At 73.2% G+C, this 21,416-nt stretch carries 24 protein-coding genes; 12 read left to right on the top strand and 12 right to left on the bottom strand.

The features are described 5' to 3' along the window. Positions 1–885 (top strand): ATP-binding protein (locus tag ACFHYO_RS08820; protein WP_394319792.1); only part of this gene is annotated, 885 nt, incomplete at its 5' end. Between the two features lie 9 nt (positions 886–894). Here ACFHYO_RS08820 and ACFHYO_RS08815 read toward each other — a convergent pair. Continuing rightward, positions 895–1,542, bottom strand: coding sequence for a winged helix-turn-helix transcriptional regulator (locus tag ACFHYO_RS08815; RefSeq protein WP_394319791.1), 648 nt, complete (start codon positions 1,540–1,542; stop codon positions 895–897). 133 nt (positions 1,543–1,675) lie between these two features. Between ACFHYO_RS08815 and ACFHYO_RS08810 the strand changes: the two genes are divergently transcribed. From ACFHYO_RS08810 to ACFHYO_RS08785, 6 genes are all read left to right on the top strand, one after another. After that, a complete protein-coding gene (locus tag ACFHYO_RS08810) occupies positions 1,676–2,401 on the top strand; it encodes a DUF1428 domain-containing protein (RefSeq protein WP_394319789.1) in 726 nt (241 codons plus the stop codon). Between the two features lie 12 nt (positions 2,402–2,413). Continuing rightward, the gene (locus tag ACFHYO_RS08805) at positions 2,414–3,208 is read left to right on the top strand and encodes a VOC family protein (protein ID WP_394319788.1); all 795 of its coding nucleotides are present in this window, start codon (positions 2,414–2,416) and stop codon (positions 3,206–3,208) included. 92 nt (positions 3,209–3,300) lie between these two features. Next, positions 3,301–3,963: a glutathione S-transferase family protein gene (locus ACFHYO_RS08800; protein WP_394319786.1), complete on the top strand. Its 663-nt coding sequence runs from the start codon at positions 3,301–3,303 to the stop codon at positions 3,961–3,963. Further along, positions 3,960–4,802 (top strand): alpha/beta fold hydrolase, encoded by an 843-nt coding sequence (locus ACFHYO_RS08795; protein WP_394319784.1) that lies wholly within the window; start codon positions 3,960–3,962, stop codon positions 4,800–4,802. The genes ACFHYO_RS08800 and ACFHYO_RS08795 overlap by 4 nt, the downstream gene beginning before the upstream one ends. 98 nt (positions 4,803–4,900) lie before the next feature. Next, positions 4,901–7,963, top strand: a complete 3,063-nt coding sequence (locus tag ACFHYO_RS08790; RefSeq protein ID WP_394319783.1) for a valine--tRNA ligase — start codon at positions 4,901–4,903, stop codon at positions 7,961–7,963. Further along, positions 7,963–8,283, top strand: a complete 321-nt coding sequence (locus tag ACFHYO_RS08785) for a DnaJ family domain-containing protein (protein WP_036699930.1) — start codon at positions 7,963–7,965, stop codon at positions 8,281–8,283. Before ACFHYO_RS08790 ends, ACFHYO_RS08785 begins: the two co-directional genes overlap by 1 nt. Positions 8,284–8,303: 20 nt before the next feature. Here the strand turns inward: ACFHYO_RS08785 and ACFHYO_RS08780 are convergent, their stop codons facing one another. Further along, complete coding sequence (locus ACFHYO_RS08780; protein WP_394319798.1) at positions 8,304–9,341, bottom strand: NAD(P)/FAD-dependent oxidoreductase; 1,038 nt, start codon at positions 9,339–9,341, stop codon at positions 8,304–8,306. Between the two features lie 60 nt (positions 9,342–9,401). Here ACFHYO_RS08780 and mnmC2 point away from each other — a divergent pair, with 60 nt between their 5' ends. After that, positions 9,402–10,100 (top strand): tRNA (5-methylaminomethyl-2-thiouridine)(34)-methyltransferase MnmC2, encoded by a 699-nt coding sequence (mnmC2, locus tag ACFHYO_RS08775; protein WP_052174834.1) that lies wholly within the window; start codon positions 9,402–9,404, stop codon positions 10,098–10,100. On the opposite strand, the gene ACFHYO_RS08770 is transcribed toward mnmC2, so the two are convergent. Both ACFHYO_RS08770 and ACFHYO_RS08765 read right to left on the bottom strand, forming a co-directional pair. After that, complete coding sequence (locus tag ACFHYO_RS08770; RefSeq protein ID WP_036699934.1) at positions 10,097–10,822, bottom strand: rhomboid family intramembrane serine protease; 726 nt, start codon at positions 10,820–10,822, stop codon at positions 10,097–10,099. The two genes, mnmC2 and ACFHYO_RS08770, sit on opposite strands and share 4 nt — an antisense overlap. 136 nt (positions 10,823–10,958) lie before the next feature. Then, positions 10,959–11,369 (bottom strand): META domain-containing protein, encoded by a 411-nt coding sequence (locus ACFHYO_RS08765; RefSeq protein WP_394319780.1) that lies wholly within the window; start codon positions 11,367–11,369, stop codon positions 10,959–10,961. A gap of 220 nt (positions 11,370–11,589) precedes the next feature. Between ACFHYO_RS08765 and ACFHYO_RS08760 the strand changes: the two genes are divergently transcribed. Next, a complete protein-coding gene (locus ACFHYO_RS08760; protein ID WP_394319778.1) occupies positions 11,590–12,915 on the top strand; it encodes a 4-aminobutyrate--2-oxoglutarate transaminase in 1,326 nt (441 codons plus the stop codon). A gap of 178 nt (positions 12,916–13,093) precedes the next feature. Here the strand turns inward: ACFHYO_RS08760 and ACFHYO_RS08755 are convergent, their stop codons facing one another. The 5 genes from ACFHYO_RS08755 to ACFHYO_RS08735 all read right to left on the bottom strand — a co-directional run bounded on the left by ACFHYO_RS08755 (position 13,094) and on the right by ACFHYO_RS08735 (position 16,451). Continuing rightward, complete coding sequence (locus ACFHYO_RS08755; protein ID WP_394319776.1) at positions 13,094–13,891, bottom strand: hormone-sensitive lipase; 798 nt, start codon at positions 13,889–13,891, stop codon at positions 13,094–13,096. After that, the gene (locus ACFHYO_RS08750; RefSeq protein ID WP_036699939.1) at positions 13,888–14,685 is read right to left on the bottom strand and encodes a crotonase/enoyl-CoA hydratase family protein; all 798 of its coding nucleotides are present in this window, start codon (positions 14,683–14,685) and stop codon (positions 13,888–13,890) included. Before ACFHYO_RS08750 ends, ACFHYO_RS08755 begins: the two co-directional genes overlap by 4 nt. Positions 14,686–14,688: 3 nt before the next feature. Then, positions 14,689–15,615, bottom strand: a complete 927-nt coding sequence (locus ACFHYO_RS08745) for an AEC family transporter (protein WP_394319774.1) — start codon at positions 15,613–15,615, stop codon at positions 14,689–14,691. 72 nt (positions 15,616–15,687) lie between these two features. Beyond that, positions 15,688–15,948, bottom strand: coding sequence for a sulfurtransferase TusA family protein (locus tag ACFHYO_RS08740; RefSeq protein WP_394319772.1), 261 nt, complete (start codon positions 15,946–15,948; stop codon positions 15,688–15,690). Next, the gene (locus ACFHYO_RS08735; RefSeq protein ID WP_036699943.1) at positions 15,945–16,451 is read right to left on the bottom strand and encodes a DUF2478 domain-containing protein; all 507 of its coding nucleotides are present in this window, start codon (positions 16,449–16,451) and stop codon (positions 15,945–15,947) included. Before ACFHYO_RS08735 ends, ACFHYO_RS08740 begins: the two co-directional genes overlap by 4 nt. A gap of 180 nt (positions 16,452–16,631) precedes the next feature. Here ACFHYO_RS08735 and mobA point away from each other — a divergent pair, with 180 nt between their 5' ends. Together mobA and ACFHYO_RS08725 are read left to right on the top strand one after the other, a co-directional pair. Next, on the top strand, positions 16,632–17,270 hold the full coding sequence (mobA, locus tag ACFHYO_RS08730) for a molybdenum cofactor guanylyltransferase MobA (RefSeq protein WP_394319770.1): 639 nt from the start codon (positions 16,632–16,634) through the stop codon (positions 17,268–17,270). Beyond that, positions 17,261–18,172, top strand: coding sequence for a DMT family transporter (locus ACFHYO_RS08725; RefSeq protein ID WP_036699945.1), 912 nt, complete (start codon positions 17,261–17,263; stop codon positions 18,170–18,172). Before mobA ends, ACFHYO_RS08725 begins: the two co-directional genes overlap by 10 nt. On the opposite strand, the gene ACFHYO_RS08720 is transcribed toward ACFHYO_RS08725, so the two are convergent. Further along, positions 18,133–18,720: a glutathione S-transferase family protein gene (locus tag ACFHYO_RS08720; RefSeq protein WP_394319768.1), complete on the bottom strand. Its 588-nt coding sequence runs from the start codon at positions 18,718–18,720 to the stop codon at positions 18,133–18,135. The two genes, ACFHYO_RS08725 and ACFHYO_RS08720, sit on opposite strands and share 40 nt — an antisense overlap. 116 nt (positions 18,721–18,836) lie before the next feature. Between ACFHYO_RS08720 and ACFHYO_RS08715 the strand changes: the two genes are divergently transcribed. Next, positions 18,837–19,550, top strand: a complete 714-nt coding sequence (locus tag ACFHYO_RS08715; RefSeq protein WP_394319766.1) for a helix-turn-helix transcriptional regulator — start codon at positions 18,837–18,839, stop codon at positions 19,548–19,550. Here ACFHYO_RS08715 and ACFHYO_RS08710 read toward each other — a convergent pair. Next, positions 19,547–19,843 (bottom strand): hypothetical protein, encoded by a 297-nt coding sequence (locus ACFHYO_RS08710; protein WP_394319764.1) that lies wholly within the window; start codon positions 19,841–19,843, stop codon positions 19,547–19,549. The two genes, ACFHYO_RS08715 and ACFHYO_RS08710, sit on opposite strands and share 4 nt — an antisense overlap. A gap of 166 nt (positions 19,844–20,009) precedes the next feature. Further along, the gene (locus ACFHYO_RS08705) at positions 20,010–21,407 is read right to left on the bottom strand and encodes an aminotransferase class V-fold PLP-dependent enzyme (protein ID WP_394319762.1); all 1,398 of its coding nucleotides are present in this window, start codon (positions 21,405–21,407) and stop codon (positions 20,010–20,012) included. Between the last annotated feature and the right edge of the window lie 9 nt (positions 21,408–21,416).

Raw genomic sequence — 21,416 nt, 5'->3', positions numbered from 1 at the left:
GGCGCGGCGACCGCCCGGCAGGGGCAGGCGCGCGAGGACCTCGCCTCGGCCAAGGCCGCGGCGGTGGCGGCGCAGGATGCGCTCGACCGCGTCCGGGCCGAGGCCGGCGATGCTGTGACGCTGGCCGCAAGGCTGCTGACGCTCGGCACGGCGCAACCGGCGCTCGAGGCGGCGCTCGCCGACGCCGAGGCGCGGCGTGCCGCGCTGGCCGCCGATGCCCCGGACGAGGCCACGGCGCGGGCCGAGGTCGCGCGCCTCGGCTCGGTCCTCGCCGGTCGGGCGCAAGAGCGCACCCGGCTCGACCGCGAGCTGGCCGAGGTCAACGGCTCGATCGGCGCGCTGGCCGATCAGGGCATCGAGGAGGCGCTGGACGAGATCACCGGCCGCGCCGCAGAGGCCGCCGCCCGCGCCGCGCGCTACGAACGCGAGGTCGGCGCGCTCGACCGGCTGCGCCGCGCGCTCGAGGACGCCCGCACGGCGGCGCGCGAGCAGTATCTGCGCCCGGTCATGGACGAACTGCGGCCGCTGCTGGACATCCTGCACCCCGGCGCCGAACTCGGCTTCGACGACACCAGCCTCTTGCCCGCGACGCTGACCCGCGCCGGGCAGGACGAGGCGCTCGACATCCTGTCGGGCGGCACGCGCGAGCAGCTCGCGGTGCTGACGAGGCTGGCCTTTGCGCGGCTCTTCCTGCGCCGCGGCCAGCCGGTGCCGGTGGTGCTGGACGATGCGCTGGTCCACAGCGACGACGACCGGATCGAGGCGATGTTCACGGCGCTGCACCGGGTGGCGCAGGACCAGCAGATCCTCGTCTTCACCTGCCGCCAGCGCGCCTTCGCGCCGCTCGGGGGCCAGCGGCTGCGCGTCGAGGTCACGCCAGCCTGAGGTTAAACGTCAGACCGGCCCAAGCCGGAAGCGGTCCACGAACGCCTGCCCGCGCTCGGGGTCGCCCGTGAACCGCAGCGTCCCCGCGGCGATCTGCGCGGCGAGCGGCTGGGAGCCATAGATCACCGCCGCCATCAGGTTGGGCGGCGCCTCGAACTGCATCTCGCCTGCGGGCAGGAGGGCGCGCACCGTCTCGATCCGTTCGCCGTCGGTGGTGACGAGGAAGCTCTCGTCCTCCATCCCGAAGCCCGCCGCGATCAGGCCCGGGGCGGGGCGCAGCATGGTCTGCATCGACAGCATCAGCGCCACCGGGCTGATCGGCAGCCGCGGGTCGTGGCCGGGCACGGTGACGGCCCAGCGGCAGAGCTCGCGCAGGATCGGCCAGAGGCCCAGCCCCTGCGGCGTCAGCTCGTAGACCGGGACCGCGGCGGGCGGCGGCAGGGTGGTGTGGGTCAGCACCCCCGCGGCCTCGAGGTCGGCGAGCCGCCGGGTCAGCATGTTGGTGGCGATCCCCGGCAGCCGCGCCTTGATCGCGCCGAAGCGGCGCGGCCCGAGCATCAACTCCCGCACGATCAGCAGCGCCCAGCGGTCGCCGATCAGGTCGAGCGCGTGGGCGGCGAGGCACCCCTCGCCATAGGATTTGCGGGTCTCCGCCAACAGGGCCTCCGTGTCAGTTTCATAACTAAAGTTTTCGGTTGCAAAATGCAAGCATCCTGCCACGCTGTGTCCAGCGGGGCTGCGGCGTGATGCCGGTCAGCCACCGACAGGACAAGCACAAGGGAGAGTCGCGATGTCTTACCACACGGGTTCAGTCGCCGCCGTGCCGACCGCCAACCGCGAGGCCTACCGCGCCCACGCCGCCCGCGCCTGGCCGCATTTCCAGCGCCGCGGCGCGCTGCGCATGGTTGAGACCTGGGGCGAGGACGTGCCCGACGGCACGCGCACCGACTTTCGCCGCGCGGTTCAGGCCACGCCCGACGAGACGGTGGTGTTCTCGTGGATCGAATGGCCCGACCGCGCCACCTGCGACGCCGCCTGGGGCGACATGATGGCCGACGAATCGATGGGTGCCGAGATGGGCGAGATGCCCTTCGACGGCCACCGGATGTTCTGGGGCGGGTTCTCGACCGTGCTGGACGAGGGCGAGACGCGCCCCGGCGCCTGGGTGCAGGGCTTCGTCCTCGCCGTCCCCGAGGCCAACCGCGACGCCTTCGCGGCGCTGGCCCGCGCCTCGTGGGAGGGGTTCCGCGCCCGCGGCGCGCTGCGTCAGGCCGAGCTGTGGGGTGAGGACGTGCCGCACGGCAAGACCACCGACTTCTACCGCGCCACCCAGGCCGAGGCGGGCGAAGTGCCGGTCTTCGCCTGGATCGAGTGGCCCGACCGCGCGACCTGCGACGCCGCTGCCCGCGCGATGCAGGCGGACGCCGGCGGCCAGCCGATGCCCGAGATGCCGTTCGACGGGAAGCGGATGTTCTGGGGCGGCTTCGCGCCGCTGTTTGACTCGCGTGAGGCGTAGGGACGGTCGGCGATGAGCGGATTTCAGGGCAATCCCTGCTGGTACGAGCTCGGCACGACCGACCCCGCGGCGGCGGGGCGGTTCTATGCCGACGTGCTGGGCTGGGCGATAGGCGATTCGGGGATGGAGGGGATGGTCTATCTGCTCGCCCGCGCGGGGGAGGAGATGGTCGCCGGGCTGACCTCGAACGCGGGTCAGGCCGGGGCGCCGCCGCCGAACTGGCTCACCTATTTCGCCGCCGACGACTGCGACGCGACCGCGGCGGCGGCCGAGGCGGCGGGTGGCCGCGTGCTCGTCGCGCCTGCCGACATCCCCGGCACCGGCCGCTTCGCCGTGGTCGCCGACCCGCAGGGGGCGGTGTTCGGCCTGCTCGAGCCGGACATGAGCCTCATGACAGAGGCCGAGCGCAAGAAGGCGCTGACGACCGGCGCCTTCGATCCCGACAAGACCGGCCACGGCGCCTGGAACGAGCTGATGAGCTCGGACCCCGCCGCGGCCGAGGGGTTCTATGCCGGGCTCTTCGGCTGGACGAAGGCCCGGACGCTCGACATGGGCGAGGAGGGCACCTACCGGATCCTCAGCCACAAGGGCCGCGACATCGGCGCGGTGATGGGGCTCGGGAACGCGCCGGTGCCGGCGTGGCTGCCCTATTTCGGCGCCGACCCCGTGCGCGCCGCGATGGCGCGGATCGAGGCCGCGGGCGGCACGGTCCACCACGGCCCGCACGAGGTGCCGGGCGGGATGCACATCGCCGTCGCCACCGACCCGCAGGGGGCGTGGTTCGCGGTCGTCGGGCCGCTCGACTGACCAGCGGCCGCGGCTGCCGCCCCGGGGGCAGCCCGCCCCCGGCCCCCCTTCGGACTTCCTGCCAGACGACGCCACAGGCGCGAGGAGGCGCGATGCTGACCATCACCACCTTTGACTGGGTGCCCGAGATGCCGCGCGGCTATGTCCGCGACATCCGCCCCCGCTGGGCCTGCGAAGAGGCAGGGCTGCCCTACCGCATCGCCACGGTGCCCTCGACCGACAAGAGCGCGGCGCATCTGGCGATCCAGCCCTTCCACCAGGTGCCGGTGCTGCAGGACGACGACCGGACGATCTTCGAATCGGGCGCCATGACCCTGTACCTGGGCGAGAAATCGCCGGTCCTGATGCCCGCCGACGAGGACGGGCGGATCGAGGTGCTGCAATGGGCCTTTGCCGCGCTGAACTCGATCGAGCCGCCGGTCACCGGCTGGGCCGTCGCCCGGTTCTTCCATCGCGACGAGGCGAGCGCCGCCCGGTGGGAGGAATGGATGACCCAGCGCCTCGCGCAGCTCGACGCGGTGCTCTCGACCCGCGCGTTCATCGCCGCGGGGCGGTTCACCGCCGCCGACATCCTGATGACCGAGGCGGTGCGGATGGCGGGCGACGAGGGGAAGCTCGCCCCCCATCCCGCCGTGTCCGACTATGTCGCGCGGATGACGGCGCGGCCGGCGTTCCGCAAGGCGCTCGCCGACCAACTCGCCCATTTCGCCGCCGCCGAGGCGCCTGCCACGGCGCAGGACAAGGAGCCGTCATGAGACCCGCCCTCTTCGCCGCCCTTCTGCTCGCCGCCCCCGCCGCGGCCGAGACGGTCGCCGTGAACGGCCACGACGTCTGGTACGAGGTCCACGGCGACCTCGCCACCGGCCGGACCCCGGTACTGGTGCTGCACGGCGGCATGATGACCATCGAGTCGAGCTTCGGCGCGCTGATCCCGGGCCTCGCGCAGGATCGTCCGGTGATCGGCGTCGAGCAGCAGGGCCACGGCCACACCGCCGACTACGACGGCCCGATGAGCTTCGACGCGATGCGCGCCGACACGCTGGCGGTGCTGGACGCGCTGAAGGTGCCGCGGGCGCATGTCGTGGGCTTCTCGATGGGCGGGATGCTGGGGCTGGACCTCGCCATGAGCGCGCCCGAGCGGGTCGCCTCGCTCACCGCGATCTCGGCCAGCCACCAGCCCGAGGGGTTCCTGCCCGAGATGGTGCGGATGAACCGCGAGCCGGGCTTCACCCCGCCGCCCGAGGTCGCGGCGCTGCTGCCGACGCCCGCGGACTTCGCCGCCATGTCGGCGGACCTGGCCGCCAAGAACCCCGGCGGCGCGGCGGCGGTGGCGCGGACGATGACGGAAACGGCGGCCTTCATCGGCTCGGACTGGGGGGCGCCCGACGCGCGGCTGGCGGCGGTGACGGCGCCCACGCTGATCCTCATCGGCGACCGCGACTTCATCCGGCCCGAGTTCGCCGTCCACATGGCCCGCACCCTGCCCGGCGCGTGGCTCGGCATCCTGCCCGACACGACGCACCTGACCATCCTCGCCCGCCCCGAGCTGCCCGGCCTGATCGCCGCGCGGATCGCGGCGGCCGAGGCGCCCTGACGCCGCAGCCGTCGCCACCCCCGTCGCGGCACCCGTCGCGGCTTGGCGTTTCCCGCCCCAGCGGCTAATCCGGTTGGCGACCGAAAGGATGCCGACCGATGACCATGGACAAGAGTTTCGACGCCCCCGCCGCCGAGGCGCGCATCGCCGCCGAGTGGGAACGCTCCAACGCCTTTGCCGCAGGCGCCAACGCCCGGCCGGGGGCCCCGGCGTTCTCGGTCGTCATCCCGCCGCCGAACGTCACCGGCAGCCTGCACATCGGCCACGCGCTGAACAACACGCTGCAGGACATCCTCGTGCGCTGGCACCGGATGCGCGGCTTCGACGTGCTGTGGCAGCCCGGACAGGACCACGCCGGCATCGCCACCCAGATGGTGGTCGAGCGCCGCATGGCCGAGCGCGGCGAGCCGAACCGGCGCGAGATCGGCCGCGAGGCCTTCACCCGCGCGATCTGGGACTGGAAGGCCGAGTCGGGCGGCACGATCATCGGGCAGCTGAAGCGGCTCGGCGCCTCGCTCGACTGGTCGCGCAACGCCTTCACCATGTCCGGCGCCCCCGGCGCCCCCGCGGGGGAGGAGGGGAACTTCCACGACGCGGTGATCCGGGTGTTCGTCGCGCTCTACGACAAGGGGATCATCTACCGCGGCAAGCGGCTGGTGAACTGGGATCCGCATTTCGAAACCGCGATTTCCGATCTCGAGGTCGAGAACCGCGAGGTGGACGGCCAGATGTGGCACTTCCGGTATCCGCTCGCGGGCGGCGAGACCTACGAATACGTGGAGCGCGACGCCGACGGGAACGTGACCCTGCGCGAGACGCGCGACTACATCTCCATCGCGACGACGAGGCCCGAGACGATGCTGGGCGACGGCGCGGTGGCCGTCCACCCCTCTGACGCGCGCTATGCGCCGATCGTGGGCAAGCTCTGCGAGATCCCGGTGGGGCCGAAGGAACACCGCCGGCTGATCCCGATCATCACCGACGACTATCCCGACCCCACCTTCGGCTCGGGCGCGGTGAAGATCACCGGGGCGCATGACTTCAACGACTACGGCGTGGCGCAGCGCAACGGCATCCCGCTCTACGCGTTGATGGACGGCAAGGGGGCGATGCGCGACGACGGGCTGTCCTATGCCGACAGCGCCGCCATCGCCACCCGCGCCGCCCGCGGCGAGGAGGTGGGCGACGTGACCGAGGTGAACCTCGTCCCCGAGCATCTGCGCGGCCTCGACCGCTACGCGGCCCGCAAGCTGGTGGTCGAGGAGATCAACGCCGAGGGTCTGGCCGTCACCGACGCCGAGGGCGCGCCCTACGTCGAGCAGAAGAAGATCATGCAGCCCTTCGGCGACCGCTCGGGCGTGGTGATCGAGCCGATGCTGACCGACCAGTGGTTCGTGGACACCGCCCGGATCGTCCAGCCCGCCATCGATGCGGTGCGGGACGGGCGCACCCGGATCATCCCCGAGCAGCATGAGAAGGTCTATTTCCACTGGCTCGAGAACATCGAGCCGTGGACGATCAGCCGCCAGCTCTGGTGGGGGCACCAGATCCCGGTGTGGTATGGCCTCAGCCTCGGCGCCGAGACCTATCACGACGACGAGGGCGACAGCGCCATCGACCCGTCCGAGATGTTCCGCCTGCTGAACGAGGACCGGCTGGTGCGCCCGGGCGAGGTCCAGCACTGCGCCGCGAGCTTCGCCGAGGTCGCGCCGCGCTTCGACGACGTGCTGGCCGGGCTGCCCGCCCCGCTGCACGGCGCGCGGGTGATCGAGGTCGCAGACCGCGCGGCAGCGGTCCACGCCTTCGCGCTGGGCTTGGGCGAATACGAGATCGACCGCGACCCGACCCGACTCGTCTATCCGGTCTGGCGCGACCCGGACGTGCTCGACACCTGGTTCTCGTCCGGCCTCTGGCCCGTCGGGACGCTCGGCTGGCCCGACGACACGCCCGAGCTGCGCCGCTATTTCCCGACCGACACGCTGATCACCGGGTTCGACATCATCTTCTTCTGGGTCGCCCGGATGATGATGATGCAGCTTGAGCTGACCGGCGAGGTGCCGTTCCGCACCGTCTACGTCCACGGGCTGGTGCGCGACGAAAAGGGCGCCAAGATGTCCAAGTCCAAGGGCAACGTGATCGACCCGCTGACGCTGATCGACGACTACGGCGCCGACGCGCTGCGGTTCACGCTGACCTCGATGGCGGCGATGGGCCGCGACCCGAAGCTGGGGCCCAAGCACGTCGAGGCGAACCGCAACTTCGTCACGAAGATCTGGAACGCGACGCGGTTTGCCGAGATGAACGGCGTCTTTGCCGCCCCCCGCGCGGGCACGCCCACGCCCCGGCACACCGTCAACCGCTGGATCATGGGCGAGACGGCGCGCGCCCGCCTCGCCTTTGACGAGGCGCTGGCGGCCTATCGCTTCAACGACGCGGCGCAGGGGCTCTACGCCTTCGTCTGGGGCAAGCTCTGCGACTGGTATGTCGAGTTCGCGAAGCCGCTCTTCGACGGCGAGCATGCCGAGGAAACCCGCGCCACGATGGCCTGGGTGGTCGACCAGGCGGTGACGCTGCTGCACCCGGTGATGCCTTTCGTCACCGAGGACATCTGGGCCCTGACCGGCACCCGCGACCGGATGCTCGTGCACGGCGACTGGCCGGAGTACGGGGCCGAGCTGATCGACGCCGACGCCGACCGGCAGATGAACTGGGTCATCGGGCTGATCGAGGCGCTGCGCTCAGCCCGGGCGCAGATGGGGGTGCCGGCGGGCGCCAAGCTCGACCTGATCGTGACCGAGGCCGATGCCGCGGCCCGCGCCGCGCTTTCCGCCAACGCCCCGCTGATCGAGCGGCTGGCGCGGGTGAACCCGGCCCGCGACGGCGCGCCCGGCCGCGGGATGATCGCGGTCGCGGCACCCGGCGCCTCCTTCGCCCTGCCCATCGGCGAGGTGATCGACGCCGCCGCCGAGACCGCGCGGCTCAGGAAGGCCGCCGAGAAGGCCGCGAAGGACGCGGGCGGGCTGCGCGGGCGGCTTGGCAACCCGAAGTTCGTCGAGAACGCCGACCCCGAGGTGATCGAAGAGACCCGCGCCAAGCTCGCCGATCTGGACGAAGAAATCGCCCGCCTCAACGCCGCCGTCGCGCAGCTCTCCGCCTTCTGATGCACTGGTTCGAGCGGATCGCCCAGCGGGCCATCGACAAGGCGGCGGCCGAGGGCAAGCTGTCGGGTCTGGCCGGCGAGGGGCGTCCGCTCGACCCCGAGCGACTGCGCGAAAGCGCCGACGATGTGCTGCACCGGATGATGGCCGACGGCGGTTTCCTGCCGCCCGAGGTGACGCTCGCCCGCGAAATCGAGGCGCAGCGGGCGGTGCTGGACCAGATCGAGGACGAGGCCGAGCGCCGCGCCCTGCAACGCCGGATCGCGCTGATGGAGCTCAAGCGCAACGTCGCCGCCGACGCCCGCCGCCGCGCGATGCGCTAGGCGGGGCGCTAATCGGGGCGCTAATCGGGGCGGAACCCGGCGGGGATGCGGTCCGCGCCGGTCAGCAGCAGGTCGGCCAGCATCCCGGCCACCGGCGGGGCCATCGCAAAGCCGATCTTGAACCCGCCGTTGGCGATGAAATACCCCGGCCGCCCCGGCCACGCGCCCACCAGCGGCGCGCGCGAGAGGGCGCGCGGCCGCACGCCCGCCCAGCGGTCGATCACCTCGGCCCCCGCCAGCGCCGGGCAGATCGCCACCGCCCTGGCGATCAGCGCATCAAGCTGCGCGTCGGGGCCGGGGGTCACCGCGTCCCGCTCGCTCGTCGAGCCGATGGCCACGGTGCCGTCGGCGTGGGGCACGATGTGCAGCCCGTCCGCGAAGACCTGCGGCGCGCCGGGCGCGGCGAAGCCCAGCAGCGCCGACTGCCCCTTGACCCCGTTTCCCATCGGCCGCCCCAGATCGGCCGAGAGGTCCGCGAGCCCCGGCGCGCCCGTGGCCCAGATCACCGGGCCGCCGCCTGCGTCGAGCCGGTCGGGATGCTGCGCGCCCGCGCCCTCGACGATCTCGCCCCCCGCCGCCCGGATTGCCGCCGCCAGCGCCGCCAGCGCCCGCCGCGGCGCGATCCGCGCGGTGATGTCGTCGGCGAGCCATCCGGTCGCGCTCTCAGGAACCAGCGGCCCCTGCGGCGCCCCCTCGCGCCACATCGCGAACCCGCGCCAGCGCGCCCTGGCTGCGGCGATGCGGTCGTCCAGCGCCGGCCCCTCGACCAGCGGCTGCAGCCGGCCGGTGCGGCCGTAACCCGGATCGACCCCGCCCGCGGCGGCGACCTCGGCCCACCAGCCCTCGGCGGCCACCAGCGCGTCGCGTTGCAGCGCCTTCTTGTCGTTCCACGGCTCGGGCACATGGGGCGCGAGCGCCCCCACCGTCCCGCCCGAGGAGCCCGCGCCGAGCCGGTCGGCCTCGATCAGCCGCACCCGCGCGCCACGGCGCGCCAGCTCCCACGCGCAGGCGAGGCCGAAGATGCCGCCGCCCACCACCGTGATCTCGCCCAACGTGATCCCGCTTGCCACCGCCGCGCGTCCCCGCCAATGCCGCCCAAGGCGGCAGGAGTAGCGCGGATGACCCCCAGCGAGCAATCGGGCGACCAGACGGGCGAGGAATCTGGCGAGGAATCTGGCCTCGACTGGCGGGCGACGCAGGCGGGCGAGATCCCCGTCTCGCGCCGCTTCGACGACCCGTTCTTCAGCCTCGCCGGCGGGTTGGACGAGACGCGTCACGTGTTCCTTTCGGGCAACGACCTGCCGGCACGGCTGGTGCCCGGCTTTCACGTTGCCGAGACGGGGTTCGGCACCGGGCTGAACCTGCTCGCGCTGGCCGAGGTGGCGCGCGTCCCGGTCCGCTTCACCAGCTTCGAGGCGTTCCCGCTGTCAGAGGCCGACCTTGCCCGCGCCCACGCGGCCTTCCCCGCCCTCGCGCCGCTCTCGGCCCAACTGCGGGCGGGCTGGGGGCAGCCGAGCTTCACCGTGGGGTCGGTGACGGCGACGGTCATCGTGGGCGACGCGCGCGAGACGCTGGCGGCGTGGGACGGGCGGGCGGATGCGTGGTTCCTTGACGGGTTCTCGCCGGCCCGGAACCCCGAACTGTGGGGCCCCGACCTGATGGCGCAGGTCGCGCGCCACACCGCCCCCGGCGGCAGCTTCGCCACCTACACCGCCGCAGGCCACGTCCGCCGCGCGCTGGCCGAGGCCGGGTTCGCGGTCAGCCGCGCGCCGGGCTTCGCCGGCAAGCGCCACATGAGCCGCGGCGTGCTGGCCTAGCGGCGCACCTGCGGGATGCGCGTCGGGGCGTAGTCGAGCGGCAGGTGCGGCGGCCGCCCCCGCGTGACCGCCCAGAAGGCAGTCCCGCCGCGGCGGAAGAACAGCGGCAGCGTCAGCACGAGGCCCGCGGCAAAGCCCCCGGCGTGCGCCCAATAGGCCACCCCGGCCTCGCCCCCGTGCATGGCGTAGCCCGAGAACACCTGCACCCCGAACCAGACCGCCAGCATCACCCAGGCGGGGATGGTGAACACCTTGATCAGGATGATGATGATCGCCACCACGTCCACCTTGGCCTTGGGAAAGAGCAGCAGATACCCCCCCATCACCCCGGCGATGGCGCCCGAGGCGCCGACCATCGGGATGCCCTCGGACGGGTCGGCGGCGATCTGGAACCCCGCCGCCGCCAGCCCGCAGGCAAGGTAGAAGGCGAGGAACCCGAAGTGACCCATCTGGTCCTCGAGATTGTCACCGAAGATCCACAGGAACAGCATGTTGCCCGCGATGTGCAGCAGCCCCGCGTGCAGGAACATATGGGTGACGAGGCCCCACAGATGCGCGCCGTTGGTGACGGCCACGGGGTAGAGGGCCAGATCCTCCCACAGCCCCTCCATCCCGCCGCCCCAGGGCATGGTGAGCAGGAACATCACCACGTTAACGAAGATCAGCCCGATGGTGACGTAGGGCGTCGTCTCGGAGGGGTTGTGGTCGCGGATCGGGAACATGGAGGGCCTTGGGCTGACGGGTGCAGGGCGAACGCGGGCGGGGCGGCAAGGTTGCGGTCCGGTGCCCGCGCGGCGTGATCGGGCACCGCCGCGCGGCTGGCGTCAAGCCCGGGGCCGCGGTCCCGGCCCGGCGAGGTCAGGGCGCAGGCGCGGGCCCGAGGCGGACGACGGGCCGCCCCGCCGCGGTCAGGTCGAGCTGCCCGCCCGGCTGCGGGGCCGCGCCGTCCACCCGGCCGAGGGCCGCGTGCAGCAGGGCGTCGAACTCCATCGCCGCGGGCGCACAGGCCATCAGCGTGGCGCCCAGCGGGCCGATGCGGACCGGCGGCGTGATTTGGCCGGGACCGAAGAACCCGTTGCAGGCGCCGGTGCCGCTGACGCGGCCGCCCGGCTCGAACCGGATCACCGGCGAGGTGCCCTGCGGCGGGCGCGCCTCGCCCACCGACAGCACCCGCCAGGCTTCGGGGCCGCCGGTCGGCACGGCGGGGTCGGTCGGCGCGCAGGCGGCCAGCAGCGGCAGGATGAGGACGAGCGGGATGGGCAGTCGCATGGCGGCGCCTTGGCTGGGACAGGGGTGCGGCCATGCTGCCCTGCGCCTGCGCGCAGGTAAAGCGGTCCCCGTGCAGTCGCCCGTGCCGCCCTGCCGGGCGTTCCGTTGGCACGGTGCGTCAGAACGCCGGGGGCGGGGCGATTGTCCCCCCTCGGCGGGGCGGCTAGATTGCGCCCCGGCGCCCGTTCCGGGGCGCGCGAGCCGCGAGGGGGACCGCCAGATGACCACGATGACCGACCGCAAGAACGCCGCCATCTCGCGCGGCGTGGGGATGACCACCCAGATCTACGCCGACCGCGCCGAGAACGCGGAAATCTGGGACAAGGACGGCAAGCGCTACATCGACTTCGCCGCCGGCATCGCGGTCGTGAACACCGGCCACCGCCACCCGAAGGTCATCCAGGCCGTCAAGGACCAGCTCGACCGCTTCACCCACACCTGCCACCAGGTCGTGCCGTACGAGAACTACGTGGCGCTCGCCGAGCGGCTGAACCGGCTCGTGCCCGGCGACTTCGAGAAGAAGACCATCTTCGCCACTACCGGCGCCGAGGCGGTCGAGAACGCCGTCAAGATCGCCCGCTATGCCACCGGGCTCAGCGCCATCGTGGCCTTCACCGGCGCCTTCCACGGCCGCACCTTCATGGGCATGACGCTGACCGGCAAGGTCCAGCCCTACAAGGCCGGGTTCGGGGCGATGATGCCCGACGTCTATCACCTGCCGTTCCCGAACGACCTGCATGGGGTCAGCCAGGACGACGCGCTTGCGGCGCTCGACAAGCTGTTCAAGGCCGACGTGGACCCCAGGCGCGTCGCCGCGATCATCGTCGAGCCGGTGCAGGGCGAGGGCGGGTTCTACCCGGTCCCCGCGGGCTTCATGCAGAAACTGCGGAGCCTTTGCGACGAGCACGGGATGCTGCTGATCGCCGATGAGGTGCAGACCGGCTTCGCCCGCACCGGCAAGCTGTTCGCGATGGAGCATCACGGCGTCGCCGCCGACATCACCACCATGGCCAAGGGGCTGGGCGGCGGCCTGCCGATCTCGGCCGTCACCGGCCGCGCCGAGGTAATGGACGCGCCGAACCCCGGGGGCCTGGGCGGCACCTACGCCGGCAACCCGCTGGGGGTCGCGGCCGCCCACGCCGTCCTCGACGTGATCGAGGAGGAGGGCCTGTCCGAGCGCGCCGAGCGCCTGGGCCAGCGCCTCAAGCAGCGGCTCGCCAGCCTGCGCGACGACGTGCCCGAGATCATCGACATCCGCGGCCCCGGCCTGATGAACGCGGTCGAGTTCAACGTCGCGGGCACCGACACGCCCTCGCCCGAGTTCACCAACAAGGTGCGGGAAGAGGCGCTGAAGCGCGGCCTGATCCTGCTGACCTGCGGCGTCTACGGCAACGTGATCCGCTTCCTGCCGCCGCTGACGGTGCCGGACGCGGTGTTCGACGAGGCGCTGGGGCTGCTCGAGGACTCGATCCGCGCCGCCCGCGGGCCGGGGGCGCATCAGGCGGACGAGGACGGCGATCTGGCGCCGGGCGCGCAGGAGGCCTGAGAAGGAAGGCCGGGGGCTTCGCGCCCCCGGACCCCCGCGGGATATTTGGGTCCAGCCCGAGGGGGGCTTGTCCGATCCGCGCAGGGATCGGCCACTCAGGCGGTTTCAAATATCCTCGGGGGGGAGCGCGGAACGCGCGCAGGGGGCAGACAGCCCCCTCCGGCACTCGCGCCGGTTCCTAGAGCGCCCCCACCAGCGCCTCGGTCAGCGGCGCGTCGGCCTCGGTCAGCCCGGCGATCACGTCCATGTGGTGCCGGCCCGGTTCCACCGTCAGGCGCGTCGTGCGCGGCATCCCGGACCAGGCGTCGGCGATGAGATGGGACTGGCGCAGGAAGACCGGGCGCTCGTCGGCGCCGACCCAAACGTGCAGATCGACATGCGGCGCGGGCGCGTGGAAGAGCGGGCTTTCCGCCGCTGCGGTTGCGTCGTCGAGCCCGAGGTCGCCCGCCATCGCCGTAAGCTGCAACGGCCGCAGGTCGAAGAGCCCCGAGATCGGCAGGCAGCGCGCCACCCGGTCCAGCGCCTTGAGCGGGCTGTCCTCGCAGATCATCCGCGCCGCCAGATGCCCGCCCGCCGAATGGCCGCTGAGGCTGATCGGCCCCGCGACCCGCTCGGCCGCCGCGTCGATCTCGGCCGCCACCGCGTCGCGCATCTGCCGCAGCCCGGCCTCGGGCGCGAGCGGATAGCCGGGCAGCAGCACCGCCCAGCCCCGCGCGAGCGCGCCGCCCGCGTGGTGCGAGAACCAGCGCGGCCCGAACCGCAGCCAGTAGCCGCCGTGGATGAACACGGCGAGGCCCTTGGGCGTGCCGGCGGGAAGGTAAAGCTCGCCGTGGCCCACCGCCTCGGGCGGGTGTGCGGCGCGGAACGCCTCGGCCTCACCCTCCCACCGCGGGGCGAAGCCCTCGCCGCCGGGGATGTGGGCGACGTTGGCGTAGGCGTCGTCCCAGTCCGTGATCTGCTCGACCGGGTCGCTCATTCCGGCTTCACCTTCGCCGCGGTTCCCTTGGCAAACGCCTCGAGCCGGGCCTTCGCGGCCTCCTGCGTGTTGACCACGCCCGCGACGACCGCCTCGGCGTAGGCTGCGTCCAGCGCGCTCATGTTCTGCATGTGGCTGATCGCCGAGCAGATGGCGAAGTTCGAGAGCGGCGGGTTCTGCGCCGCCGCCCGCGCGATCTCATAGGCCTTGGCCTCGGAGTCCTCGACCAGATACTGCGCCAGCCCCACGTCCACCGCCTCTTGCCCGCGATAGAGGCGCCCGGACAGCATCATGTCGATCATCCGCGCCTTGCCGATCAGGTCGGCCACCCGGATCGTCGCCCCGCCGCCGGTGAAGAGGCCGCGCTGCCCCTCTGGCAGGCCGAAATAGGTGGTCTCGTCGGCGACCCGGATATGGGCGGCCGAAGCAAGCTCCAGCCCGCCGCCCACCACCGCGCCTTTCAGCGCCGCGATCACCGGCACGCCGCCGTACTCCATCTTGTTGAACGCCTCGTGCCAGCGCAGGCAGACGTGCATGAAATCGGCGGCCGAGCGGTCCGCGTGGTAGTGCTCCACCAGGTCCAGCCCGGCGCTGAAATGCGTGCCCTCGCCGCGCAGCACGCAGGCACGCACGCCGGCGCGGGGCAGGGTGGCGAAGACCTCGATCAGCTCGTCGATGGTGGCCGCGTCCAGCGCGTTGCGCTTGGCGGGGCGGTTCAGCGTGACGGTGGCGATGCCGTCCTCGTCCACGTCCAGCACCACGTTCTCGAGCGAGAGTTGCGAGATCTTCTTCATGGATCAGCCTTTCGGGATCAGGTGGATGACAAAGGGAAGGGTCGCCACGCTGAGCGCGGTCGAGATCAGGATCGCCGCCGACACCCGTTCCTCGGCGATGCCGAAGTGGTGGGCGAGGATGTAGACGTTGCCCGCCACCGGCAGCGCGGCGGCGGCGACCATGACACCGGCCGCGACCGGATCGACGGCGAACGCCAGCGCCGCGAGGCCGACGGCCAGCGGGTGCAGGACCAGCTTGACCCCGCTCAGCGCCAGCGCCGGGCCGACGCGCCGGGCCGGGCGCAGCGCCAGCGAGGCGCCGATGGCAAAGAGCGCGCCGGGGGTGGCGGCGGCGCCCAGCAGCGAGAGGAACTCGGCCGCGGGCGCGGGCAGCGGCAGGTCGAGCCCCGCCCAGGCGAGGCCCGCGAGCATCGCCACGATCATCGGGTTGGCGACGATCCCGCGCAGCACCGGCCTGAGCGTCGAGGGGCCGATGCGCCCGTGCCGCACGGCCGCGATGATCAGGGTGATGAGGGTGGAAAACACCAGCATGTCCAGCGTCAGGACCATCAGCACCGGGCCGATGGCGACCTCGCCCAGGATCACCACCAGCATCGGCACGCCCAGGAAGCCGGTGTTCCCGATCATCCCGGTGTGGGCCAGCATCGCCGCCTCGGCCGCCCCGCTGCCGCGGCTGCGGGCGACGGCGAAGACCACCGCCCAGACGGCCAGCGACCCGGCGAGATAGGCCAGCACGAAGCGCAGGTCGAAGAGCGCGCCGAGGTCGAGCCGCGCGGCAAAGCCGAACAGCATCGCCGACAGCGCGAAGTAGAAGACGAAGTTGGTCAGCGCCGCGGTCGCCTCGGCCGAAAAGAGCCGCAGCCGCCCGGCCAGCCAGCCGGTGCCGATCAGCGCGAAGAACGGCAGCGTCTTGAGAAAGATCGCCAGCATGGGCGTCCCCCCTCGATCCGCCTCCCGCCGGGGACAGAACCACTCTGCGCGCGCGGGCGCAAGGTCGGGGTCTCAGCCGCGCTGCACCAGATAGCGCCGCGCGCCGTCGGGGAGTGAGGTAGTGTCGAGCAGCCGGTGCCCGCCCTCGGCGCAGAAATGCGGCACGTCCAGCACCGCCGCCGGGTCGGTCGCCACCAGCGCCACGCGGGCGCCGGGGGGCAGCGGCAGCAGCGCCTTGCGCAGCCGTAGGACGGGCAGGGGGCAGAGCAGGTGGCGGGCGTCGATCTCGGTCACCGCGTCGGTCGCGGTGTCGGCCTCGTCAGGGGCGCTCATGCGGCGGCCGGGCGCTTTCCGCGGGCCCAGTCGGTCGCCCCGTCCCAGTCGAGGCGCACGGCCATGCCGTCGGCAAACTCGAGGAACGCGGGCAGATAGGCGGGCGGCACCGCGGTCAGCACCGGCACGCCCTCGGACAGCGCCAGCCCGATCAGGTCGCGGAAACCGCGGCCCGAGGCCTCCTGCTTGCCGAACTTGTTGATGATCAGCAGGTCAGTCGTCCGGGTCAGCCGCGCCGCCACCATCGCCACCGCCCGTTCAAGCGCGTCGCTGTCCAGCCGACAGCCGTGCGAGCCGCGCCCCAGCGACTGCGAGATCCGCAGCGGCGCGCTCGAGGCGCCGAGGATCGTCAGCTCGACGTCGCACTCGTGGCGGTGGCGGGGGTCGAGGTTCGCCTGCACCGCCCCGGCCAGCCGGAATCCGTCCGCCATCAGCGACATGGCGATCTCGGCCATGCGCGCGTTGGGGTCCCCGCGGTCCTCGTGGATCACATAGCCGAGCATGGCACCACCCTAGCGGCTCGCCCCCGCCGGCGTAAAGGACAGCATTGCCGCAGCCGACCGCCGCAGGTGATCCGTCGCGGCGGCGCGCAACCGACGGGCGAGCGTGGGGCGCCCACCGGAGGGGGCGCACCGAGGGCGGGGCGCTTGCGGCGGCCTTGGGCGCAACGCATGGTGCCGCCCATGCACCCGACCTCTACCCCTGCCCAGCCTGACGCCGCGCCCGACCGGGGCGCGCCGGTCGGCGTCGTGCTGGCCGGGGGGCGCGCGCAGCGGATGGGGGGCGGCGACAAGCCGCTGCTCGATCTCGGCGGGCGGCCGATTCTCGCCCATGTCCTCGCCCGGCTGGGCTGCGCGCAGGCGATCAGCGCGAACGGAGACCCCGCGCGCCTCGCCGCCTTCGGCCTGCCGATCCTTCCCGATTCGCTGCCCGACTTTCCCGGCCCTCTGGCCGGCGTCCTCGCCGCGCTCGACTGGGCGGCGGCTCAGGGGCACGCCCGGGTCGTCACCGCGGCCGGGGACACGCCGTTCTTCCCCCCGGACCTCGCCGCCCGGCTGGCCGCCGATCCGGCGCCCGTGGCACTCGCCACCCACGCGGGCCGCGACCACCCCGCCTTCGCCGCCTGGGACACCTCCCTGCGCGCGCCCCTGCGCGACGCGCTGCTGCAGGGCGAGCGGCGGATGCGCAGCGTGATGGAGGCGCTCGGCGCCGCCCGCGTCGCCTTTGCGGGCGCCGACCCCTTCTTCAACATCAACACCCCCGAGGATCTGGCCGAGGCCCGCCGCCGCCTCGCCGAGGGCGAGGAGACCGCATGGACCTGAAGTCCGTCCTCATGGGCCTCGCCTTCGCGGCGATCTGGGCCTCGGCCTTCACCGCGACGCGGATCGTCGTGGTCGAGATGCCGCCGCTGTTCGCGCTGGTGGTCCGCTTCGCCATCTCGGCGGTGATCGCGCTCGGGCTCGCGCGGGCGATGGGCCAGTCGCTGCGCCTGACGCGGGACGAGGCGCGGACGGTGGTGATCTTCGGCCTCTGCCAGAACGCCCTCTACCTCGGGCTCAACTGGATGGCGATGCAGCGGGTCGAGGCGTCCGCCGCCGCGATCATCGCCTCGATGATGCCGCTGCTGGTGGCGTTCTTCGGCTGGGCCGCGGGGCGCGAGCCGCTGCGCCCGCAGGCGGCCCTCGGCCTGCTGCTGGGGGTGACGGGCGTCGTTGTCATCATGAGCGTGCGGCTGCGCCACGGGCTCGACCTCGTGGGGGTCGCCATGTGCCTCGTCGCGGTGGTGGCGCTGACCGTGGCCACGCTGGTGGTGCGTGGCACCGGCGGCGGGTCGAACCTGATGGCCATCGTCGGCTGGCAGATGGCGGTCGGCGCGGTGGCGCTGGCCCTTCCGTCGCTGCTGCTGGAATGGGGCGAACCGGTGCGGTGGACGCCGCGGCTGGTGGGCGCGCTGGCGTTCTCGATCTTCATTCCCGGGATTCTGGCGACCTTCATCTGGTTCCGGCTGGTCACCCGGATCGGGGCGGTGCGGGCGGCGGCGTTCCATTTCCTGTCGCCGCCGCTGGGGGTCACGATCGCAGCGCTCGCGCTGGGCGAGCGCTTCGGCTGGTCGGACGTGATCGGCTCGCTCATCGTCGCGGCCGGCATCCTGATGGTGCAGCTGGCGCGGGTGCCGCCCGCCGCTCAGCGCTCGCCCACCGCACGGACCGACGGGCGGTCCTGACAGCGCGCCGCCCAGTCGCGGATCGCTGGGGTCGCGGGCAGCCGGTCGCCGAACCACGCGAACGGCGCCGCGCAGAGCAGGTCGGCGGCGCTGAAGCCTGCGCCCAGCAGATAGGGCTGGCGGCCCAGAACCTCATCAAGCCGCCGGATCGCGGTGTCAAAGTCGCGCAGGCTGGCGGTGATCGCCGGGTGGTCGATGCCCGCCCAGTGCAGGATCGCCAGCGGCTCAAACACGCCCTGATACCAGAAGAGCCACGACAGCAGCTCGCCGCGCTGCGGGTCGCCGACCGGGCGGCCGATCCCCGCGGCCGGGAAGCGGTCGGCGAGATACAGGATGATCGCCCCGCGCTCGCGCACCTGGTCGGTGCCGTCGGTCAGATAGGGCACCTTGCCCTCAGGGTGGGGATTGGCCGGGTCGCGCCCGCCGCTGCCGTCCTGGCGCGGGATGGTGACCTCGCGCACCGTCACTTGGTCGGTGATGCCGAGTTCGTGGAGGAGCTGCACGACCGAGGTCGAGCGCGAGTTCGGGGCGTGGTAGAGGGTGAGCATCGTAGCCTCTCGAGGTTGCGTGGCCCCGTCATCGCACGGCGCTGCTGACAGGATCGGGCAGCAGCCCACCGGGCGGGCGGCTTGCGCGGCGCCGTGCGCTCACCGAAGGTCGCGGCATGGCCCGCTCGGACCGCCTGATGCGCCTGATGGATGCGCTGCGCCGCCTGCCGGCGCCGGTCACCGCGCAGCGGCTGGCCGCGGAAACCGGCGTCTCGCTGCGCCAGCTTTACCGCGACATCGCCAGCCTGCGCGCCGGCGGGGCACTGATCGACGGCGCGGCGGGGGTGGGCTATCGCCTGACCGAGGACCCGGCCTTGCCGCCGCAGAGCTTCGACCGGCTCGAGATCGAGGCGCTGCGGCTGGCGGTGGCGCAGCTGCCCCGGCTGGGCGACCCGGCGCTGACGCGGGCGGGCGAGAATGCGCTGGCGCGGATCATCGCCACCCTGCCCGAGCGGCAGGCGCAGATGGCGCTGCACGCGGTGGCCCGCGTCTGGACCCCGGCGCCGACCGAGCTCGTGCCGCCGCACCTCGACCTCGGCGCGATCCGGCAGGCGTGCTGGGACGAGACCAGCCTCGTGATCCGCTACCGCGACCTGAGCGACGCGGTGACCGAGCGCGAGGTCTGGCCGCTGGGGATCAGCCACGCCGACCGCTCGCTCATGCTGCTGGCGCATTGCCGGCTGCGGATGGATTTCCGCATCTTCCACATCCCGCGGATCGAGCGCCTGTCGCCGGGCGGCACCAGCTTTCGCCCGCGCCGGGTGGCGCTGCTGCGCGACTATGTGGCCCAGCGGATGTGCGAGCGGCGCGGCGCGGGGGCCGGGGCCTAGAGCTCGTCCCGCAGGCACATCGCATAGACGGTGCGCGCGGCCACCTGCGCGTTGTCGATGCGCGGGTCGAGGTCGAGCGAATAGGCGATCCGCAGCAGCGTCGTGGCCATCCCGCCCAGCAGGTTGGCGACGTGCTGGCGGTCGGCGCGGCTGCCGGACTGGTTGCTCGCCGCCTCGCCGATGCCGGCGGCGATGTAGCGGGCGGCCTCGCGCTGGGTGGCGCCGCCCTCGCGCTGGGTGACGGCGATGTGCATCAGGTCGCCCGCGACCTCGCACACGTCCTCTTCGGTCACCTAGGCGGCGGCCGGGGTGGCGAGGGCCAGCGCCAGCGCGAGGCAGAGGGGGAAGCGGGGCATCGGTCACCTTCCGGGGTGGCGCGCCGGGCAGGGGCCGCGGCCTCACGTTTCCGTGAAGAGTGGGGCGGCCCGCCGATTCGCGCAAGACCCGCGACCGGGCCCCTCAGGCAGCGGGCGAGAAGATCGCCCGGCTCTCGTCGCAGGCGTAGCGCGGGGCGAGGCCGGGGGCGCGGGCCGCCACGTCGGCGATGGCGTCGAGGATGAAGCGGACCTCGGCCTCAGGCGCGAGCCAGCAGAGGTTGAGCCGCACGAAGCCGGGCTTCTCGACCTCGTGCCCCGCGAGGATCGCGGCCCGCAGCCGGTCCGAGGCATCGCGGTCCAGCCCGAGCAGCCGGTGCACGTAAGGCCCCGCGCAGGCGCAGCCGCCGCGCGCCTGCACCCCGTGCAGGTCGCTCAGCATCCGGGTGGCAAGCTGCTGGTGGACATGGCCGCCCTGCCTGTCGCGCAGGCGAAACGACAGGATCGGCACCCGCGGGCAGTCGAGATTGCCCAGCAGCTCGATCCGGGGGTCGCGGGCCAGCCGCGCCCGCGCCATCGCCCACCAGCGCGCGTGCGCCGCGTCGATCGCCGCCTGCCCGATGGCGTCCTTGACCGCAAACGCCAGCGCCGCGCGGATGTCGCCGATGACGTTGGGGGTGCCGGCCTCCTCGCGCGCCTCGACGCCCGCGGCATAGTCGTGGCCGTGCGGCGAGACGAAACGCACCGTGCCGCCGCCGGGGCTGCTCGGCCGGTCCGCGCGCACCGCGTCGCGGCGGACGATCAGCACGCCCGAGGCGCCCGGCCCGCCGACGAACTTGTGGGGCGAGGCGACCACCGCCTCCATCCCCAGGCTCAGGTCGATGGGCAGGTAGGGGGCGCCGCCGGCGTAGTCCCAGACCACGCGGGCGCCCGCCGCGTGGACCTGCGCGGTCAGCGCCGCCACGTCGCAGGTGATGCCGGTGACGTTGGAACAGGCCGAGAGCGCCACCACCGCGTCGGGCACCAGCGCCGCCTCGAGCGCGTCGGGGCAGGGGCCCCCGCCCGCCGCTTCGGGCAGCTCGACGACCGTGGCGCCCGATTCGCGCCACGGCAGGATGTTCGAGTGATGCTCGTAGGGCCCGAGGATCACCGTCGTCCCCGGCCCGACGCCCATCAGATGCACCAGCCGGTTGATCCCCGCCGTCGCACCCGACCCGGCAAAGATCACCGCGTGGCCCTCGTCGCCGTGGCAGCAACGCAGGATCTCGGCCCGCGCGGCCCGGCGGGCGCGGGTCATCGCCGCCCCGCAGGCCGAGGCCTCGGTGTGGCTGTTGGCGTACCACGGCAGGATCTCGTCCATGACGAACCGCTCGACCTGCCGCAGCGCGCGTCCCGAGGCGACGTAATCGGCATAGACCAGCGGGTGCGGGCCGAACGGGCCGTCCACCGGGACGCCGTGGCCGATCAGCCCGGCGTGAAGGGCAGGGGCCGGGTCGGGGCCGAGCGCGGCGCGAAAGCGGGTGAAGAGATCAGGCTGGGTCATGCGATCCAG

The organism is Paracoccus panacisoli (genome assembly GCF_042435015.1).
Classification (GTDB): domain Bacteria; phylum Pseudomonadota; class Alphaproteobacteria; order Rhodobacterales; family Rhodobacteraceae; genus Paracoccus; species Paracoccus panacisoli.
This window is presented reverse-complemented; position numbering and strand designations above follow the sequence as displayed.